At 36.5% G+C, this 16,170-nt stretch carries 17 protein-coding genes; 1 reads left to right on the forward strand and 16 read right to left on the reverse strand.

The window, feature by feature from the left end; translation table 11 throughout:
• Nucleotides 1-28: 28 nt before the first annotated feature.
• The 11 genes from AC4CVH_RS08705 to AC4CVH_RS08755 all read right to left on the reverse strand — a co-directional run bounded on the left by AC4CVH_RS08705 (nucleotide 29) and on the right by AC4CVH_RS08755 (nucleotide 10,609).
• Nucleotides 29-1,108 carry a polyamine ABC transporter substrate-binding protein gene (locus tag AC4CVH_RS08705; protein ID WP_490787367.1) on the reverse strand — a complete coding sequence of 360 codons (1,080 nt, stop codon included), beginning with the start codon at nucleotides 1,106-1,108 and terminating at the stop codon, nucleotides 29-31.
• Nucleotides 1,109-1,110: 2 nt separating this feature from the next.
• Complete coding sequence (locus AC4CVH_RS08710; RefSeq protein WP_490787368.1) at nucleotides 1,111-2,751, reverse strand: amidohydrolase; 1,641 nt, start codon at nucleotides 2,749-2,751, stop codon at nucleotides 1,111-1,113.
• Nucleotides 2,752-2,753: 2 nt separating this feature from the next.
• Nucleotides 2,754-3,566, reverse strand: coding sequence for an ABC transporter permease (locus tag AC4CVH_RS08715; protein WP_490787369.1), 813 nt, complete (start codon nucleotides 3,564-3,566; stop codon nucleotides 2,754-2,756).
• A gap of 13 nt (nucleotides 3,567-3,579) precedes the next feature.
• Nucleotides 3,580-4,452, reverse strand: a complete 873-nt coding sequence (locus tag AC4CVH_RS08720) for an ABC transporter permease (protein WP_490787370.1) — start codon at nucleotides 4,450-4,452, stop codon at nucleotides 3,580-3,582.
• Nucleotides 4,453-4,466: 14 nt separating this feature from the next.
• A complete protein-coding gene (locus AC4CVH_RS08725) occupies nucleotides 4,467-5,588 on the reverse strand; it encodes an ABC transporter ATP-binding protein (RefSeq protein ID WP_490787371.1) in 1,122 nt (373 codons plus the stop codon).
• A 35-nt stretch (nucleotides 5,589-5,623) separates the two neighbouring features.
• The gene (locus tag AC4CVH_RS08730) at nucleotides 5,624-5,965 is read right to left on the reverse strand and encodes a P-II family nitrogen regulator (protein WP_490787372.1); all 342 of its coding nucleotides are present in this window, start codon (nucleotides 5,963-5,965) and stop codon (nucleotides 5,624-5,626) included.
• Nucleotides 5,966-6,057: 92 nt separating this feature from the next.
• Nucleotides 6,058-7,194, reverse strand: a complete 1,137-nt coding sequence (locus AC4CVH_RS08735) for an NAD(P)/FAD-dependent oxidoreductase (protein WP_490787373.1) — start codon at nucleotides 7,192-7,194, stop codon at nucleotides 6,058-6,060.
• Entirely contained in the window at nucleotides 7,194-7,520 is a 327-nt protein-coding gene (locus tag AC4CVH_RS08740) for a (2Fe-2S)-binding protein (protein ID WP_490787374.1), read from the reverse strand. The genes AC4CVH_RS08735 and AC4CVH_RS08740 overlap by 1 nt, the downstream gene beginning before the upstream one ends.
• 11 nt (nucleotides 7,521-7,531) lie before the next feature.
• Entirely contained in the window at nucleotides 7,532-9,100 is a 1,569-nt protein-coding gene (locus tag AC4CVH_RS08745; RefSeq protein ID WP_490787375.1) for an FAD-dependent oxidoreductase, read from the reverse strand.
• Between the two features lie 19 nt (nucleotides 9,101-9,119).
• Complete coding sequence (locus AC4CVH_RS08750; RefSeq protein WP_490787376.1) at nucleotides 9,120-9,434, reverse strand: (2Fe-2S)-binding protein; 315 nt, start codon at nucleotides 9,432-9,434, stop codon at nucleotides 9,120-9,122.
• A gap of 26 nt (nucleotides 9,435-9,460) precedes the next feature.
• Nucleotides 9,461-10,609 (reverse strand): tyramine oxidase subunit B, encoded by a 1,149-nt coding sequence (locus AC4CVH_RS08755; protein WP_490787377.1) that lies wholly within the window; start codon nucleotides 10,607-10,609, stop codon nucleotides 9,461-9,463.
• Between the two features lie 289 nt (nucleotides 10,610-10,898).
• On the opposite strand from AC4CVH_RS08755, the gene AC4CVH_RS08760 reads away from it, so the two are divergent.
• The gene (locus tag AC4CVH_RS08760; RefSeq protein WP_490787378.1) at nucleotides 10,899-11,750 is read left to right on the forward strand and encodes a MerR family transcriptional regulator; all 852 of its coding nucleotides are present in this window, start codon (nucleotides 10,899-10,901) and stop codon (nucleotides 11,748-11,750) included.
• A gap of 43 nt (nucleotides 11,751-11,793) precedes the next feature.
• Here AC4CVH_RS08760 and AC4CVH_RS08765 read toward each other — a convergent pair whose 3' ends face one another.
• The 5 genes from AC4CVH_RS08765 to AC4CVH_RS08785 form a co-directional block, all read right to left on the reverse strand.
• Nucleotides 11,794-11,976, reverse strand: a complete 183-nt coding sequence (locus AC4CVH_RS08765; RefSeq protein ID WP_490787379.1) for a hypothetical protein — start codon at nucleotides 11,974-11,976, stop codon at nucleotides 11,794-11,796.
• Nucleotides 11,924-12,943 carry a Rossmann-fold NAD(P)-binding domain-containing protein gene (locus AC4CVH_RS08770; protein WP_490787380.1) on the reverse strand — a complete coding sequence of 340 codons (1,020 nt, stop codon included), beginning with the start codon at nucleotides 12,941-12,943 and terminating at the stop codon, nucleotides 11,924-11,926. The genes AC4CVH_RS08765 and AC4CVH_RS08770 overlap by 53 nt, the downstream gene beginning before the upstream one ends.
• A gap of 22 nt (nucleotides 12,944-12,965) precedes the next feature.
• Nucleotides 12,966-14,132 carry an iron-containing alcohol dehydrogenase gene (locus AC4CVH_RS08775; RefSeq protein ID WP_490787381.1) on the reverse strand — a complete coding sequence of 389 codons (1,167 nt, stop codon included), beginning with the start codon at nucleotides 14,130-14,132 and terminating at the stop codon, nucleotides 12,966-12,968.
• A 150-nt stretch (nucleotides 14,133-14,282) separates the two neighbouring features.
• Nucleotides 14,283-15,032 carry a 2-dehydro-3-deoxy-phosphogluconate aldolase gene (gene dagF / locus AC4CVH_RS08780; protein ID WP_490787382.1) on the reverse strand — a complete coding sequence of 250 codons (750 nt, stop codon included), beginning with the start codon at nucleotides 15,030-15,032 and terminating at the stop codon, nucleotides 14,283-14,285.
• Between the two features lie 19 nt (nucleotides 15,033-15,051).
• Nucleotides 15,052-16,158, reverse strand: coding sequence for a DgaE family pyridoxal phosphate-dependent ammonia lyase (locus AC4CVH_RS08785; RefSeq protein WP_490787383.1), 1,107 nt, complete (start codon nucleotides 16,156-16,158; stop codon nucleotides 15,052-15,054).
• Nucleotides 16,159-16,170: the final 12 nt, after the last annotated feature.

Raw genomic sequence — 16,170 nt, forward strand, 5'->3', positions numbered from 1 at the left:
TACAAATGTAACAGTCCTGATTTCAAATTTATCTTGAAGACTTAACTCTCGTCATAACATCCACCATTGCAGAAGTTGCATCGGCATTAAAATTATTGAGATAGAATAGTTGTTTCTTCATCTTGTCAGTTAATACACAAGCTTTATTCTTTGCAAGACTTTCTGGCAATTTTGAAACTGCCGCTTTATTCAAGCTTACATATTTATAGGCTTCTGTAAGTTTTGCCGATACATCAGGTCTCAAGCAGTAGTTAATAAATAATTCTGCTTCCTTCTTATGCTTGCTTCCTTTTAGAAGCACAAAGTTATCAACAGAAAATGATTTTTTCTCATCATCCATTACAATTTCAAGATTCTTATTCTGTTCCATTGCCTGGAGAGCGTCCCCACTATACACATTCGCCAGCGCAATTTCTCCTCTTGCAAGCATTGTTCTCGCATCACTTACATCTGAAATTGATTTTACATAGCCCTTGATGCTTTCCCAGTAACCTGCCGTAGATTTTATTGTATTCACATCCTGACTTGTAGGATCTTTTCCCATGGCTGTAAGTGCCACAGCAGTATCATCTTGAGGATCATCTGTAATAACAACATTGTTTTTAAGTGCATCATTTTTCAAGTCACTCATTTTCTTTACAGTCACACCTGCTTTATCAAGCATACTTTTATTTCCAACCCACAGGCTCACAGTGCCCATATAAGGAACCGTATATTCATTGTTCTTGTCATACGCCAAATTTCTATAACTCGGATCTATGTTCTTCAAATTTGTAATTGAATTCTTGTCATATGGCTCGAGAAGCCCCTTTGCTTTCATTGAATTAATATAGTAATTTGTAGGAACCGCAATGTCATATTGTCCTTTTTTTCCTGCAGTAAGTTTTGCCATCATCTCATCATTTGATTCATAGGTCGACTGTATAACCTTAATTCCATATTCCTTTTCAAATCCATCAAGTACGTCCTGTGTCATATATTCAGACCAGTTGTAGAGATATATTTTATCTGCATAACCATTCTTAGCTGATTTGGAGTCTCCACATCCCGAAAAAACTCCAATAATCATAACACAGCACATCAAAACAATAAAAACCTTTTTTTTCATAATTATTCCCCCCTGTTAAATACTAATTTTCCATTTATATACGTTTTACATATTTGCGTTTTATAAATATCAGAGCTATCGACAGCAAATATGTCCCTGTCAAGAACGACAAAGTCGGCATCTTTTCCTACAGATATGCTTCCCTTTCTATGCTCCAGATTGCTCTCATAAGCTCCATTTACCGTAAGCACCAAAATTGCATCTTCTACAGAAATTCTCTCATCCGGATTAAGCGGTTCAATTTTCTTGCTTCCAGGCTCAAATCGGTTCACCATAAGATGAAGACTTGTCATGGTATCTGCCGGAACAGTAACCGGCCAGTCACTTGCCTGACTTGTAACCACTCCATTTTTTATAAACGATCCTACAGGATATTGTTTGTCTGCACGCTTCTTTCCAAGAAAAGGGATTTCAAGCTTTTCATAATAAAGCGGATCTTTAAAATGCCAGTATGGATTTACTACTGCTACTACATTAAGCTTCTTCATAAGCTTTATTTGATCTTCCTGTACAATTTGAAGATGAGTGACAGCATTTCTCCTGTCAAATATCCCTGTTTCATTCTGAGCATATTCATATGCCTCTAATATATAATCAAGAGCTGCATCTCCTATAGCATGAGTATGAATTACATATCCTTCCTCCATAGCTGTTTTTACTATTTTTTTTAGTGTCTCTATATCAAAAAGGCTTTTTCCAAAATCACCTGGAGAATCTGCATATTCATCCCTTAAAAATCCAGTATGTGCTTCAATTACACCATCTATAAATATTTTAATAGTCGTAATATTAATCTTTTCATTATGAATTTTATTTTTAATTGTTTCTGCTTTTTTGAATATTTCGTCAACATTGTCATTAGGTTCAATTGGATATGCTCCGGTAAAGGTAACTTTTAGTTTTCCTTCTTCTGCAAGCTCCATATAAGCTTTATACCTTACATCATAATCTTTTCTTTTATCAATCATAGGTTCTAATACATTGGTCACTCCCGTTGAAAGTGCAATATCCTGATATGCAATTATTCCTTTTTTGTAATTTTCTTTTTTATAATGCGGCATAATACCCTGTATTAAATCACCGGCAAGTTCTTTCAGCCATCCCGTTGGTTTTTTACTACCTGGATATCTAACTATAACTCCTCCTTCAACTTCAGGAGTTTTCTCGTTTACTCCACTGATTTCCATTACTTTTGAATTAACCCAGAATGTATGCTCATCTTCGCTCAACATTATAATCGGAATATCCTTTGAAATTTCATCAAGCATAGCTGCTGTAGGACCCAGGTTGTCAAAAACTCCGTTCTGGTATCCCTGTCCAAAAAGTATTTCTATATCACTGTTATTTTCATAAAATTGTGCTATCTTTTTAATATACTGCTCTTGAGTTCCAATGTCATGAAGATTTACCCCGAAAACAAGATCCGTGGTACTCGTAACGTGAGCATGTCCATCAGTCATACCGGGTATAATAATGCCATCTTTATTCTCAATAACTTCGGTACATTCTCCAAAGTATGCGGAAAGTTCACTTTTCTTTCCAACAAATATTATTTTTCCATTTTTTACTGCAAATGCCTGAGCATAGGGAATATTACTGTCTGCCGTAAATATTTTTCCTTTTACAATCAAATCAGCATTCATGATCATGCCTCCCTTTTCTCTAGAAATACTTTTTTAAGTATAAAGTATATCAGATATGTAACAACAATTACAAATATAATAAGCGACGATAATGCATAAACATCAGTTGATATTTTTCCTCTCACCATTCCATAAACTTTTATTGGGAATGTAATCTGCCCTGCTCCACAGACAAAATAACTTATAACAACATCATCAACGGATAATGTTATGGACAAAAAAGCCCCTGAAACTATACCTGGTACGAGCATTGGAAGAGTAACCCTCTTTAATGTATGCCATTGGTTCGCTCCAAGGTCCATTGCAGCTTCCTCAATTGACTGGTCAAAATCTGCAATTCGGGCTCTAAGAGTAATAATTACAAAAGGCAGACAAAATGTAACGTGGGCAAAAACCAAAGTGGCAAACCCCATGCTGAAACCCATAAGTGTAAATGCTGCAAGAGAAGCTATACCTATTACAAGTTCCGGAATTACAATTGGTATATAGAGAAGACCATTTATAAATTTTTTAAGTTTGAACTCATACCTGTACATACATATGGTGGCAAGAGTTCCAAGAACAACTGAAATAACAGTGCTTACTGCCGCCAGTTCTATTGTAAGAACCATGTAGTCTATAATCTGGTCTCCCTGAAAAAGCTCCTTGTACCATTCCAAAGTAAATCCATTGAACACAATATTACTGTCATTTTTATTGAAGGAATAAATTATAACCATTATAATTGGAAGATATAAAAACAAATACACCAAAAACATAACGGTATAAGAGAGAAATCCCAATTTTTTCTTTTCTTTATTTTTGATATTTTTCATAATTTTCATCCCCCTATGCCAGTTCATCCATATTACCAACTTTGGAATATAATTTTATAATAATCAGGGTAAACACAATTAAAAGTACAGAAAATGCGGCTCCAAAACACCAGTTTCTAGCTACCATAAATTGATTCTGAATCAAATTGCCGAGATAGGTAGAATTTCCTCCACCCATTACATCTGCCACATAAAATGCTCCAAGACTTGGAATAAACACCTGTATTGTACCTGCAAATATGCCAGGCAAAGTTAAGGGCAAAATAACCCTTAAAAATGTATGAATCTTTTTAGCCCCAAGGTCATTAGCAGCTTCTACAAGACTAGGATCTATTTTTGAAATAGACGTCTGCAGAGGCAGAATCATAAACGGGAAAAATTCATATACCATACCAAACAATACAGAATTATCTGTATATATCATCTTAATTGGTGATGAAATTATGCCAAGCTTCATAAGCAAAGTGTTTATTATTCCTGAATCCCTCAATATATTTGACCAGCCATTAAGCCTTATAAGTCCGTTAACCCAGAATGGAAGCATTATGAGAAGCAGTAAAAATGCTCTTTTTTTAGGTTCAACCTTGCTTACAAAAAATGCGAAGGGATATGAAATCACAAGACATATCCAACTGCTGTTAAAGGCTAAAACTATTGACTTCCATACAACCTTCATATATAGAGGATTGAATATTTGTTTGTAACTTGCAGTAGAAAACTTCCATTCCACTCCTCCATAGGGGCTTCGTGTTGCAAAACTTATAGCAATTACATAGACAAGAGGCAGCAGGAGGAATAAAAAAAGCCATAAACCCGTAGGTCCAATCATAGGTAAAATCGTAAGTTTATTATTATTTTTTCTATTCTCCTTTTTTTGTAAAATCATAATTTTTCACCTCCCTACTTAAATACCGCATCATCAATTAAATTGTATAGCGAATCATCCTTTGTATGCATTACAACAGCTTTTTCCACATCCCAATACACATTTACAATCGCACCTTTGGATTCAAGTTCAATATCCGGATGATTATTTAACCTTACAGTTTTTCCACTAGGCAGCTGGACTACTGTTTTTGTGTTTGAGCCTGTATATATATGTTCTTTTATAACACCCTTCAGGCAGAAACCTTCTACCTCTTCTTTAGACAATTTTGTATGTTCCAGTCGAACTGATATGCAAACTATTTCATTCTCTTTAAATTTATCTCCAACTGCAGGCACTACTCCGTCCTCCAAAGTAAGTTCAAGCTTTTCTCCTTTTTTATTTGAAACTGTTCCTTCAAATATATTTGATTCTCCAATAAAATCTGCAACAAATCTTGTCTTTGGTTTTTGATATATCTCTTTTGGAGTTCCAAGCTGCTCAAGTACCCCTTTGTTCATTACTCCAATACGGTCACTCATTGTAAGAGCCTCTTCCTGATCATGCGTGACATATACAAAAGTAACTCCAAGCTGCTGCTGAAGATGCTTTAATTCAAGCTGCATTTGCTTTCTAAGTTTCAAATCCAGTGCTGCAAGAGGTTCATCCAGAAGAAGAACTTTTGGATTGTTCACAAGAGCTCTTGCAATCGCAACCCTCTGTTTCTGGCCACCGGACATTTCTTTCGGCTTTCTTTTTTCAAAATTACTCAACTGAACCAATTCAAGAATTTCTTCAACTTTTTTCTTTATCTCGTTTTTCTTCATTTTCTTTTCCACAAGTCCGAATGCTATATTGTCAAATACATTCATATGAGGAAACAATGCATAACTTTGAAATACTGTATTTACGTCCCTGTTGTATGGCTGAAGATTAGTTGCATCTTTTCCTGCAATTATTACGCTGCCCTCTGTTGGAGTCTCAAAGCCTGCTATAATGCGCAAAGTCGTAGTCTTACCGCATCCAGACGAACCAAGTAAAGTTAAAAATTCTCCTTTATAAACATCAAGATTTATTTTTTTTAGGACCTGATTGCCGCCAAAATATTTGCTTACATTTTTTATCTGCACAATAGGAACAGCGTTTTCATAATCCATATGAACCACCCCTTATATTATTAAGTAAACTTCTTTTATAAAATGTCTTTTCCACGTTCTCCTGTACGAATTCTCATTACATCTTCCACATCCGATACAAACACCTTTCCATCCCCGACATTGCCTGTTGACAAATTTTCTACCATCTGTGACAATATGCTTTCCAAATCTTCATCCCAAACAATTGTCATTACATATAGTTTTGGAAGCAGGTTAATACTTAATCCAAGTTTCTCAAATTCAGGATTCTTAAAGCCTTTTTGATGTCCACATCCCATAGCAGACATTACTGTAAATCCACTGTATTCATTTTTAGATAAAATTCTCTTTAAATCATCTAATTTTTCCGGTCTTATAATTGCTTCAATCTTTTTCATGATACGGCCTCCCCAATAATATTTTCCAACTTGATTTTTATAAAAATAATTATAAACTATTGTATAATACCATAGTCAATAAAATATTTTATCTATCTCAAACTTTTAAACCTGTCATACCTAAGCGCCGTAATGTCAACCACTGTATCCTGCCCTTCCACCATCTGCGCCAGCATATACCCAACTGCAGGAGCAGTTCCAAATCCATGCCCTGTAAATGCACATGCCAGTATCAATCCAGGTACTTCATCAATATAACTGATAACCGGGACTCCATCAATACTTAAATCAAGCCATCCCCCCCAGCTTCTTACAATCTTGGCATCCTTTAAAATCGGAATGTATCCCATAATTGCACGACACCCAGCTGACATCGTAAGAGAAGACGTCCTTAAATCATCAAAATTCATGTCATTTGCCTCTTCAAGGCCAGATTCCGACCCGAATACAAAAGATCCATGTTTGCACTGATGTCCGTAGAAATCCGCATCAGCCGTACCAAGCATCATATCAAACATTGGAACTTCCATCTCAGTTACAAGTGCTTCTTCAAAATACCTTGTCATTGGTATGTCAACTCCAACAGTCCTTGCAATTTCGCGGCTTTCATATCCTGCAGCAAGAATAATTTTTTCTCCCTCAAAAGTTGTACCATCCTCCAAGACCACCTGTCTTGCCTTTCCATGAATTTTTCTTATCTCTGAAACTTTTGCCTCCGTATAAAATTTTGCTCCAAATTCAACCGCTCTTCTATAGTATGCCAGAGTAGCCAGCATTGGATTTGCATGACCATCTGTAGAACACCAACTCGCTCCTATAATATCATCTGAAAGATAAGGACACAACTGTTTTACCTCTTTTTCATCAATCATTTTAACATCAAGTCCCAATTTTTGTGCATTGTCTACAAGATATCTCAATTTTTTTATATGTGCCTCCGTTTTTGCAAGCCTTAAATTTCCGGATTGAGAATACTCCACATCTATGCCAAGCTCCTCTGATAAATTGGGCCAAAAATTTTGAACACTGTATATTGCATATGGAAGCTCTCTGGCATCTCGACCAGACTGCCTTACTCCACCGCCATTCCTGCTTGAACCACCATGTCCTATACTTTCAGACTCTTCAAGTACAATGACATCCTTAATTCCTCTTTTACAAAGATAATATGCTGCAGAATTCCCCACAATGCCACCGCCTATTATAATAACATCCGCAATTTTTTTCATTACACATTACCTCCGTCATTTCCTAGAATTTTCATTTCAATTGGTCTCATAGGTGCCCTGGAAACAGCCGGCTCCATTTCAAGCACAGACATCTGAAGTTCTTTTGCCATTATAGATTTTACCAGTTTTTCGCACGTTTGTCCCTGGCATAATCCCATACCGGTCCTCAAATAACGTCTCATCTCTTCAACGGTAAAAATTCCTTTGTGGATTGCACGCCTTATCTCACCTTTTGTAACTTCCTCACACCTGCAGAGAACAATATCATCATCTTCCTCCGGAATATAATTGCCAATTTTCTTTAAAATTTCGCTTACATCAACCATATAAATTCCTCCTATCCGCGATAAAATCTCGCCCTCATTGCCATATCCTTCGGTACTTTCATTGTGAGGAGATTTGTGCTGTCAAAAGCTCCAGCAGACTTGATTCCTACAACTTCAGCTTCACACAAAACTTTTCCGCTTCTATCTAAAGCATTTCCTTTTTCACCTTTTTTCGGCATCGGCAAAAATTCATATGGGATGGTTACAGCTGCATGTTCCTCGTCAAAATCTTCATTTACAAGAAAAATCGCCTGACCCGGACAGGAAGCTACACACATTCCGCATCCAATGCATGTACTTTCCGTATCTACTACCGGAAGTGATGTAATATTTTCTCCTATCCTTATGCAGCCCTTGGGACATGCATCTTGACACGGATTGCAGGGAATATTTTGTGTACACTCAATTACAGGATGTATACATGAATTTTTACTTACACCGGGATACTTGAAAATTTCATTATCCAATATATAACCTTTACCCAAAAGATTTGTAGATATGTCAATGTCTTCATCGGTTTTCTTCAGCAATTTTCCTCTATTTTCCGGAGAAAACATGCCTTTTCTCAGATTTCCTAGGTCCTTATTTAATTTGCTGCAGTACTTTTCTCTCTTTTCGCCTTTCAAATAACCAAGGGTATATGCAATATCAATTCCAGAAATACGTCCTTCAATCATTGCAGAACTCGCCTCTTCAATTGATGATACATCTCCTGCTGCAAAAATTCCGTGAATGGAAGTTTCCCCATATTCATTGCAAACCGGAATGTATCCTCCTCTGCTGTTTTTCATCTCACAGCCTGCCTGTTTTAAAAGCTGTGACATTGGTGAAAGCCCAACTGCAATACAAACAGTGTCAACATCAAAATGTTTCTCCGTACCAGGCTTTATCTGCCATTTTTTATCCACTTCTCCAATTATGGCACCAGTTACAAACTCCTCTCCCTCTGCCTTTAAAATTGTATGTGAAAGATAAAACGGAACACCACACCTGGCGACTTTTGCCGCATGTACCCCATAACCGCCTATTCTAGGCGAAGCATCCAAAAGCGCTGCAACTTCACATCCCGCCTGCATCAATTGATATGCCACAACCAATCCAACATTTCCAGTGCCTACCATAAGCACCTTATTTCCCGGTTTTACATGATGTATATTCATCATAGTCTGTGCAGCTCCCGCACCTATCACTCCAGGCAGGGTCCACCCTCTAAAGCTCAGTGCATTTTCACTGGCGCCTGTTGCCACAAGAACTGAATCTCCTTTGTAATGAAATACATCATTATCTATTTTTACTGTAATTTCCTTTTCAGGATACAAACCGATTACTACAGAGTTTAATTTTACTTCAACACCATATTCCTCTGCCTTTTTTAGAAGTTCCTCACCTATCTTAAATCCACGGATTTTTGCCCTGTTTTCCTTTGAGCCAAAGAATTTATGTATCTGCTTGAAAAGCTGTCCTCCCGGCTTTGCATTTTCATCAAACACAATTGTTTTCATACCGCTCTTTGAAGCTTCTATAGCTGCAGACAATCCTGCAGGACCTGCCCCTACAACGATCAAGTCGTATCTTTGCATATCAACCACTCCCCTCAAATCAACTTTTTTTTGTTTCCACTCCATACTGTGTCTGTACAATCATTCCCTCTGCAAGAGGAGTAATACATGTTCTAACATTTGGCTTTCCATTTACAATCATTACACAATCAGTACATCTGCCAATGGCACAGAAAATGCCTCTTGGCTCATGCCTTTTCTTTGTATATCTGTGAACCATGATTCCCTCAGCTCTGAGTGCGGCTGCAATAGGTTCTCCCTCATATCCTTTCAATTCCCTTTCATCAAAGGTAAATGAAATTTTTTTTCTTTTCATGTCTTCTCCAAGAATTGGATGTTTATCTATTCTAAACATATAATTATCTCCTTCCATATAATCATCTAAAGCATTGCTGACTTGTCCCAAAGATTCAGTTTTGTACCAAGTCCTTTTTTCAATGCACTTTTGTAGCACTCATATCCCCAGGCAACATCTTCTATAGGAAGCCCCTCTATTGATACAAGTATAATTTCGTCTTCGGATATTCTTCCTGGAACCTTTCCTGTAATAATGTCTCCCAAATTTGTAATACTTTCTCTCTTTATTAGGCCATCTCTAACCATATTTACAAAATCTTCACCCATGCATCCAGTAGGTTTTCTTTTTCCATGCTTGTCAAATAAAACTGGATCTTCATCGGAATAACTTTCATACATGCTGTAGTCATCTACTATTTTCCTTATATCTACAATACTTTCCTGATCCATATTAAATGTACTTGCAGAAATAATTAATGTTCCTTTTTTAAACCATTCCCTTTCATATTTCGGCCACTGTCCTTCTTTAACAGAAGCGGCCTCACTGACTATATCTGAATTCCTTATGGCATCTTCCAATGTAGAGCAAATTTTAATATTTTTTATGCCTGGATATCTTTTTTCAATAAATGTCTGCATCTTTTTTGCGGTTTTTGATTCAGGTGAACTTCCCTTTATTTTTACTGTTTCAATTTCAGGAAAACATGCCATAATTGCCATAGTGCAAGCTCTGTTTATTGCACCCGGTCCCACAATTGAAAGTACCCTTGAATCCTGTCGTGCCAAAAGCTTTGCAGCAAGCCCAGGCATGGCTCCGGTTCTCATTGCACTCAATAAATTTGCAGACATGTATGCTATCGGTGCCCCTGTTTCCACATCATTCAGTGAAGCCATTAGTATAGATCTCGGCAAACCTCTCTCAATATTTCTTCCATTTGATCCATACCACTTTTGTCCGGCTATATGAAAGCGTCCTCCCAGGTAAGCCGGCATGGCAATAAATCTTCTATCTTTTGAATTGTTTAATGGAAAATTCGGAATATACGATTTTTTAGGGAACTCCAGCATAATCCCATGAGCATTGTGATTTGGCCCACCCATTATATAATCTCCATTGCTAAGCAGTGCCATAGCTTCTCCCATTACTTCCACACATTTGGAAGCATCCAGTACGCCGGCTTTAATCATATCCTGTTCACTTAAATATAAAAAATCAATTTTACCACTTTCCATAAATATCTCCTCCGTATTTTCTTGTACGTCTACATTATATTGTCTAGTATGATACCAGTGTCAATAATTATTAAATATGATTTTATGTCGCCAAACTTATTGACAAAATAATATTTTATGTTATATTATTTATTAAATCGTTAATTAAATAGGTTTAAAAATATAAAAATACTAATATATATTTATAATATTTTTAAATTAAAAATTCGCTTGTTAAACTATACAGCAATGTTATTTTCCAAAACCCATAGTATAATACCATTTTATTGTGAAAGGGGCGATTAATTTTATGGTTAATGACAATTATTATAAAATTGGAGAAATATCCAGATTATTCAATATAGGCCTAGACTCTCTTCGTTACTATGAAAAAGTTGGAATTTTATCTCCCAAAAGAGATCCTATAAACAATTACCGTATCTATACTCTAGACGATATCAGGGAAATTGCTATAATCAGAGAACTTATGGAACTTCGTTTTCCTTCAAAAAAAATAAAAGAACTTGGAAAAAACAGAAACTTAAGCACCTCAATGGAGTTACTTGAACATGAAATAAATGTTGTAAATGAATCAATTGTAAATCTATATCAGACAAAAGAAAGCTTGAATACAAGATTGTCGTCGATCAGGGGAATTTTAAAAAATTCCATTGAATTCTATAGAATAAAAATACTGTCCTTTCCCGAGAGGTCTTGTGTAATGATCAGTGAAACCAATCTTCCCGATCGCATGGTTACATATGCAGCCACAGAATACATGCACAGGACAAAACAAAAATTTCCTATAATAGGTTCCTGCGATTGTTACACTCTTGATCTTGAAAACAGCAACCCCGACTCGGATTATTATAAAACAGAAAACGTATTTTTTTATTCAGAGAATTCAAGTTATGCCGGCAATTACTTTCTTCCCTCAGGCAAATACCTTTCTCTATTTTATAGGGGAAACTTGAAGCAAACAAAAAAATATGTTCCCAAGATGCTTTCCTTTGCAAAACAGCATAGTCTTGAAATTGTTTCTCATCCAATTGAAATCGGTCATATAGATTGTTATGAAACTTTAGATGAAGAAGAATTTATAACTGAAATACAAATACCTGTAAAACCAATCAAACACTATAGTAAATCAAATATAAATTAAAGATTAACTGCTCATATTCAAATCAATGAGCAGTTATCTTAAATTAAAGCAAATGTGGTTCATTCCACAATTTCAATTTTGTGCCGCATCCAAGTTCCAATGCTCTTTTATAACATTCATATCCCCATGCAATATCAAGAATCGGCATACCTCCGGAACTTATGAGAAACATCTCATCCTCTGAAGTTCTTCCTTTTGAAATTCCCCTTATAATGTCTCCAAGCAATATATACATCCTTCTTGTCTATTTTTCCATCCTGTATCATACCAACAAAAAACATCCCTGGTGTACCAGTTGATATTCTTTCTCCTGTTTTCTCATCCCTGTGTTCATATGTTTTAATATAATTTTCATACATATGGATATTGTCAACTACCTTGGTCATGTTCTTACACAAGAAATTCCTGTCTATTTCCATTGTTCCAGAAGAGATAAGTATACATCCTTTTTTTAGCCACTTGCCGTTAAACAACGGCCATTCACCATGTTTTGCAGATACGGCCTCACTTATGATATCAGCATTCTCTACAGTTTCCTGCAGGGTTTTACAAATTTCCACTTTTTTTATTTCCGGGTAATTTTCAAAAATATACTTTCTTAATTTCGCTGCGGTTTTTGATACTTCAGAATTGCCTTTTATTTTTATTTTCTCTATACCTTTAAAATACGGCAGAATACTTACAATACACGCTTTGTTTATTACACCAGCTCCAATTAATGCAATTATTTTTGAATCCTTCTTTGCAAGATGTTTTGCTATGACTCCCGACATGGCTCCAGTCCTAACTGCACTTAAAAGGTTGGCAGACATAACTGCAAGCGGTTTTCCAGTTTCAACATCATTTAATGTCATCATTAGAATTGATCTTGGCAATCCTTTTTGGCTGTTGCTTCCATTGGACCCATACCATTTTTGCCCTGCAATATGAAATCTTCCTCCAAGATATCCCGGCATAGCCATAAATCGTCTGTCTCTAGTATCTGCCAAAGGGAAATCATCTATTTTTGATTTCTTGGGAAATATAACTTCAATACCATGTTCATTGTTGTCTCTTCCTCCCATCAAATAATCCCCCTTGCTCAAAAGCACATTCACTTCTTCTGCAACTTCAACACACCGTTTTACATCAAGAACACCTGCATCTATCATATTTTCTTCATCTAAATATAAAAATTCAACTTTTTTATCCATTATAAACACTCTCCATTCAAAATCAAAAACAGGATTCATAAATCTTTATTACATCATCTTCATGTAAAGGTACAATACATCCGTCCATACTGGACTTGCAAGCTTTAAGAGCCATGACCTCAAATTTGTCTTTCGAATTGATTCCAATATCGCGCAATCTCAGAGAAAGTCCCATGTGTTTAAAAAGATTTCTGGTTTCCTCTATAGCTTTCTCCGCTATTTCAAAATCTGACAATTCTGGATTTATGTTAAATACATTTTTCCCGTAATTTGAAAATATATATGCGGTTTTTTCGCTGAGTATATATTTCATCAGCGATGGGATAACAACTGCAAGGCCGTGTCCATGAGTAACATCATAATATGCACTTAATTGATGTTCAATTGCATGTGCTGGCCATGGCCCAATCTTTCCACATGCTATAAACCCATTTATAGCCCAGCTTGCAGTCCACATAAGATTTGCTCTTGCCTCATAGTCATCTGGTTTTTCGCATGCCACAGGTCCATAGTGTATACAGGTTTTAAGCATTCCTTCAATTACACGTTCCTGAAAATATGTACCTTCTACTCCATTGAAGTATACTTCAAACAAATGTGACATTATATCTACAGTTCCACAAGCAGTTTGATATTTTGATACGGAAAAGGTATTTTCAGGATCCAGAATAGAATATTTAGGATATAAAAGTTCATTTTCTATTTCAAGTTTGTCATTTGTCTTCTCGTTTGAAATAACCGAAAAATAATCCATTTCAGAACCTGTAGCCGCCAAAGTAGGTACTGTAATAATTGGAAGAACTTTTTTTACAAGACTGCTGTCAAGAACAAGATCCCAGGCATCTCCTTCATAATAAAATCCTGCGGCCACAGCCTTGGCACAATCTATACTGCTTCCTCCACCAACTGGAAGAACCACCTGTATATTATTTTTCCTGCAAATTTCAATTCCCCTCTTAACTGTACTTAAATGGGGGTTGGGTTCTACTCCAGACAAATCGTAATATTCTATACTGTTCTTTTGAAGAAGTCCTGCAATATTCTGGTATAACCCCGTCTTTTTTATACTTCCTCCACCATATACAAGTAAAACCCTGTTTCCAAATTCCCCTATAAACTCCGGAAGTTTATTTATCATTTTTCTTCCGAACGCCACTTTTGTCGGTATGGAATATATAAAATTTTGCAAAGTATCACCTTCCTGAAAAGCTAAATTCATTATAGTGAATACTATATACTCTGGTATAATACAAGAGTCAAGTATTAAATAAAAAAACCAGCAGAGCTTGAAATAGCAATTCTGCTGATTTTTATATATATTCTTTACTTGTTAATTTATTTAAGCAAGCTTTTTCATTATATCGTACAATTTCTTTACATCCTCAGTTCTTGTTTTTCCAGTTTGCTTGTCTATAATCGAAGTATATACATGAAGCATAACTTTCTTTACTCCTGCATCTAGGCATGTCTTCAATATTTCCTCGAAATTCTCCGTATCTATTCCGCCTGTCGGCTCTATCATAGGAAGATCATGTCTTGCGCATGCCTCTGCAAGTGCTTTAAGCTCTTCTATGCTCTTCAATCCTCCCATAGGGAAAAACTTTATTGAGTCTACTTTCATATCCTTCAGCATCAATACTGCTGTGTCTGCATCTACAACTGCATCTTCTGCCTTGGAACTTAAAAGACCTGTTGAAATCTTGACTTTTCCAGGAGTTCCGGTAGGGCTTACAAGAGAATTTACCATTGTATTTTCTGCATTGTTTGCCATAAGCATTCCTCTTGCCACAGGTGCTCCTGTAAATACTTCATTTACATGTCCCGCATCCGTTGCTGCTGCTATCTTTGCCGCCTTTTCCCACTGGCTTGGATCTCCTGCTCCAAGTCCTACTGATACCGTAGGTATCTTCTCAAGCCATCTTTTTACCTCGCAAATTCCTTCATCAACTGAATTAAACTGTTTTGAGAGCACTCCTACCGCAACGTGTCCATCTGCTGCATCAACTACTTCTGCTGCATTTTCTACATCCTTTGCAAGAACATTTATTGCAACTTTGTCTTTATAAAAGCTTATCTTTTTTCCTGCCATAATTGTAATCTCTCCTTATTTATCTATTTATGATTTCCTTTAATCTCTTCACTATAATTTCCTTGTCTCCCTCAAGCATAGGCCTTGGGTCAAAACTCATGAATCCAAGATTAACCTTGTGGTTTCTCCCGTATATTATCGGGTTTCCAGAGCTCAGTTCTTCTGCAACATGCTCCGCATTCATACCGAGAGCTGCCTCGTCCACCTTTACCTCTGCCCTGTATATCTCTCTTCCTGCTTCGTCTTTTATAATTTTGCACTCCAAACCATCTATCTTATTTATTTCATCCTTCAGATAATTTACAATGCTCTTCTGTCTCTCTACCTGTTTCTTTTCATCTTTATTCGTATACAGCTCAAGTGCTTTTAAGAGCCCCATTATACTCTCTTTTCCAACTTTCATGGCTCTTCCTATTCCCTTGTACTGCTTCTTTGCATAGGAGATGTACTGCTTTTTCCCTGTTACAAAGCCGGAGGTTATTGCCTCTATTGCTTTTGCTCCACTGTATACTACAAGATCAGCACCGGTTTTAACGTATTTTTTCAGGTCTTCCTCCGCAGCTGCATCTACCAGTATAGGAAGGTTGTGTCTGTGTGCAATTTCAACCATGTCTTCAAGGGAAACCATTCCCTTCTGAACGCAGTGGTGTGATTTTACATACATAAGTGCCGCAGTCTTGTCATTTATTGCATTTTCAATGTGCTCTTTTTCTACTAGATTTGAATATCCAACTTCTTTTGGCACACCGCCTGCAAGTCTTATCATTGTTGTCATTGGAGCACCATAGTCAACTGCATGTCCTTTTTGAATTATTATCTCGTTTTTCAGTCCGTCGCTTTCAGGAAGTCTCTGAACCAGGTCAATCCTTCCTTTTGTTATAATTCCAGCTATGGAAAGGACTATTGCCGCAGATGCACAGGATGTTACGCAGGAATCTTCGGCTCCAGTATACTGTGATACTATTTCTCCTGCCCTGTCAAACAGATCATCTATTACTACATAATTCTGTCCGCCCTGCTTTGCAAATTCTGCTGTTTCGTCGCTTATAGTTGATACACCCAGAAACGTCATCCTTCCAGATGCATTTATTACTCTCTTCAAACCTATTTCTTCGTAAACGCTCATAAATTTCCTCCT

It is taken from the genome of Clostridium pabulibutyricum, from assembly GCF_058242705.1.